This is a genomic window from Stenotrophomonas sp. S49 (genome assembly GCF_016624905.1).
Lineage (GTDB): Bacteria > Pseudomonadota > Gammaproteobacteria > Xanthomonadales > Xanthomonadaceae > Stenotrophomonas.
This window is the reverse complement of the sequence record NZ_JACVUD010000162.1, coordinates 1-3,217: the sequence shown is the minus strand read 5'-3', so window position 1 is coordinate 3,217 and position 3,217 is coordinate 1. Positions and strand designations below refer to the sequence as shown.

Sequence of the window (3,217 nt, the reverse complement as noted above, 5' to 3'; positions counted from 1 at the left end):
CCACGGCGCCCCCCGCTACCCCACCCCGACCCACCCCGACCGGCCACACCGCGCAACCAACGCGCGCTCCTGCACGGAGGGGCGGCGCCGTTGGAGCGCTTAGTCGAACAGGGCTTCGATCGCGGCCAGGCCGGCGCTGGCGCGCTCTTTCTTGCGCGCCGCATCCGCCACCGGGTCCGCGCCATCGCGCTGGATCTCCTCGGCCGGAATCTCCTCGAAGAACCGGCTCGGCTTCAACCGCACATGCTCGCCGAACTTGCGGGTCAGCTTGCTGTAGCTCATCCACAGCTGGATCTTGGCGCGGGTGATGCCCACGTACAGCAGGCGGCGTTCTTCCTGCAGGTTGCCTTCGTCCAGGCTGACCTGGTGCGGCAGCACGCCGTCTTCGCAGCCGACGATGAACACGTACGGGAATTCCAGGCCCTTGGACGCATGCATGGTCATCATGCGCACCTGGTTGCCGCCCTCGTCCTTGTCGCTGCGCGACAGCAGGGCGAGCTGACCAGCCAGGTCGGCGGCGGTGGCGCCACGCGGGCCGCCCTCGAACCACTGCGCCAGTTCCTCGATGTTGTTGGCACGGCGCTGGTAACTGGCCTCTTCCTTGGCCTGCTGGCGCAGTTCGCTCAACAGCCCCGATTCCTTGGCCACCTTGCGGATCATGTCGCCGGAGGTGATCTGGCGGGTCTGCGCACGCAGGTCGCGCAGGATGTCGGTGAAGCGCGCCAGGCTGTTGGCCGCGCGCGGCGGCAACTGCTGCAGCGCGCCGATCGATTCGGCGGCGTGCGCCATCGGGATGTCTTTTTCCTGTGCCAGCTCGGCCAGCTTGGCCAGCGTGCCGGCACCGACGTCGCGCTTGGGCGACTGCACCGCGCGCATGAACGCGGTGTCGTCGTCCGGGTTCACCAGCAGCCGCAGCCAGGCCAGCGTGTCCTTCACTTCCTGGCGTTCCAGGAACATGGTGCCGCCGGTCAGGTGGTAGGGAATGCGCAGCAGCTGCATCGCCTTTTCCAGCGGACGCGACTGGAAGTTGCCGCGGAACAGGATGCAGAAATCACTCCACGGCACCTTGCGCGATTGCGCCACGAAGGCGATCTCGGCGGCAACCTTTTCTGCTTCGTGTTCGCTGTTGCGGCATTCCCACACGCGGATGCGCTCGCCGTCGGCCTGGTCGCTCCACAGCTTCTTCAGGTGTTCGTGCGGATTGTTGGCAATGAGCGCATTGGCCGCGCGCAGCACGCGGTTGGAGCAGCGGTAGTTCTGCTCCAGCTTGATGATTTCCAGCGCGGGGTAATCGCGCCCCATCTGCTGCAGGTTTTCCGGGTTGGCGCCGCGCCAGGCGTAGATCGACTGGTCATCGTCACCCACGCAGGTGAAGTTGCCCTTCTCGCCTGCCAGCTGCTTCAGGAGCCGGTACTGCGCATCGTTGGTGTCCTGGCATTCGTCCACCAGCAGGTAGCCGATGCGCTCGCGCCAGGCCACGGCGATATCCGGGTTTTCCTCCAGCACCTGCACCGGCAGGCGGATCAGGTCATCGAAGTCGACCGCGTTGAAGGCGGTCAGGCGCAGCTGGTAGCGCTCGTAGACGCTGGCCGCTTCCTTTTCCCGGTTGCTGCGCGCGGCGGCCATCGCCTGTTCGGGCGACAGGCCGGCGTTCTTCGCGCGCGACACCAGGTTCTTCATGTCCTCGATGTCATCGGGCTTGGCGCCGGACATCAGGTCTTTGATCTGCGCGGCGGCATCGTCGGCATCGAAGATCGAGAAGCCACGCTTCAGGCCCACCGCCGCGTGTTCGATCTGCAGGAACTTCAGGCCCAGGGCGTGGAAGGTGCAGATGGTCACCTCGTCGGCATCCTGTTCGCGCAGGCGCTTGGCCACGCGCTCGCGCATTTCCTTGGCCGACTTGTTGGTGAAGGTGATCGCCGCGATGCGGCGCGCGGGGTAGCGCCCGCAGCCGATCAGGTGGGCGATCTTTTCGACGATCACGCGCGTCTTGCCACTGCCCGCACCGGCGAGCACCAGCAGGGGGCCCTCGATGTGGAGGACGGCGGCGGCTTGGGGGGGATTGAGACCGTGCATTGGAAGGGGATTGTAGCGGTCCCGGGTGACGGCCACAGCCGCCAACCGGCAGGGATGCTGAACGGCTTCGGCCGACGGGGGCTGCGGCGTACAATCGGCCGATGGCCAAGCTCTATTTCTATTATTCGGCGATGAACGCCGGCAAGACCACCACCCTGCTGCAGAGCGCGCACAACTACCGCGAGCGCGGCATGCGGGTGGCGATCCTGACCCCGCGCCTGGACGACCGCGCCGGCGCCGGCGTGGTGGCCTCGCGCATCGGCCTGCGTGCCGACGGCATGGCCTTCGAACGCAATACCGACCTGCAGCAGTGGGTGCAGCAGGATCTGGCAGCCAACGGACCGTTGGGATGTGTGCTGGTGGACGAAGCGCAGTTCCTCAGCCGCGCCCAGGTCTGGCAGCTCAGCGAGGTGGTGGACCAGCTGCGCATTCCGGTGCTGTGCTACGGCCTGCGCACCGACTTCCGCGGCGAGCTGTTCGAGGGCAGCCAGTACCTGCTGGCCTGGGCCGACGAGATGCAGGAGATCAAGACGATCTGCCATAGCGGCAAGAAGGCCACGATGACTGTGCGCGTGGACGAACACGGCCATGCAGTGCAGGATGGCCCGCAGGTAGAGATCGGCGGCAACGACCGCTACGTGTCGGTCAGCCGCGCCGAGTTCAAGAAGATCACCCGTGGCGAAGGGCGGATCGAACCGATGCAGGCCCCGCTGCCGTTGTAAGGGGTGGGGTCTTTTGCAGGGCTTGCAGCCCTGCACCTGCGTTGGAGCAACAGCAACGGCCAAAGCCAAAGCAGCATTCCGTGGGTTGGCGGGGCGGTGTGGGTGGGCAGGACACGCCGTAAACCCGTCCATGGGGCTCGTAGGCGCCAGCCATGGCGCCTGCGGTCCTGCCCACCCACACCGCCCCGCCTCTGACAGTTTCCCGCGGCTGCTGGCAAATGCAGCTGTTGGTGGGTGCCGACCGTTGGTCGGCACATCTGTCGGATATCGAATGAATTCATCCACGCATGGCGTGGCTCTACTGGCAACTGCGGCTGTTGGTAGGTGTAGACCGTTGGTCGACACGTCTGTCAGACATCGATATCCAACCCCGTGGCCCCCCCCCGGGGGGGCCCCCCCCAAAAAAGACGGGGTTGCAC

At 66.2% G+C, this 3,217-nt stretch carries 2 protein-coding genes; one reads left to right on the top strand and one right to left on the bottom strand.

Annotated elements, in window-relative coordinates:
• Nucleotides 1-99: 99 nt before the first annotated feature.
• Nucleotides 100-2,076 (bottom strand): UvrD-helicase domain-containing protein, encoded by a 1,977-nt coding sequence (locus IAE58_RS19765; protein ID WP_199934586.1) that lies wholly within the window; start codon nt 2,074-2,076, stop codon nt 100-102.
• 101 nt (nt 2,077-2,177) lie between these two features.
• Between IAE58_RS19765 and IAE58_RS19760 the strand changes: the two genes are divergently transcribed.
• Nucleotides 2,178-2,798, top strand: a complete 621-nt coding sequence (locus IAE58_RS19760) for a thymidine kinase (protein ID WP_199934585.1) — start codon at nt 2,178-2,180, stop codon at nt 2,796-2,798.
• The last annotated feature ends 419 nt before the right edge of the window (nt 2,799-3,217 follow it).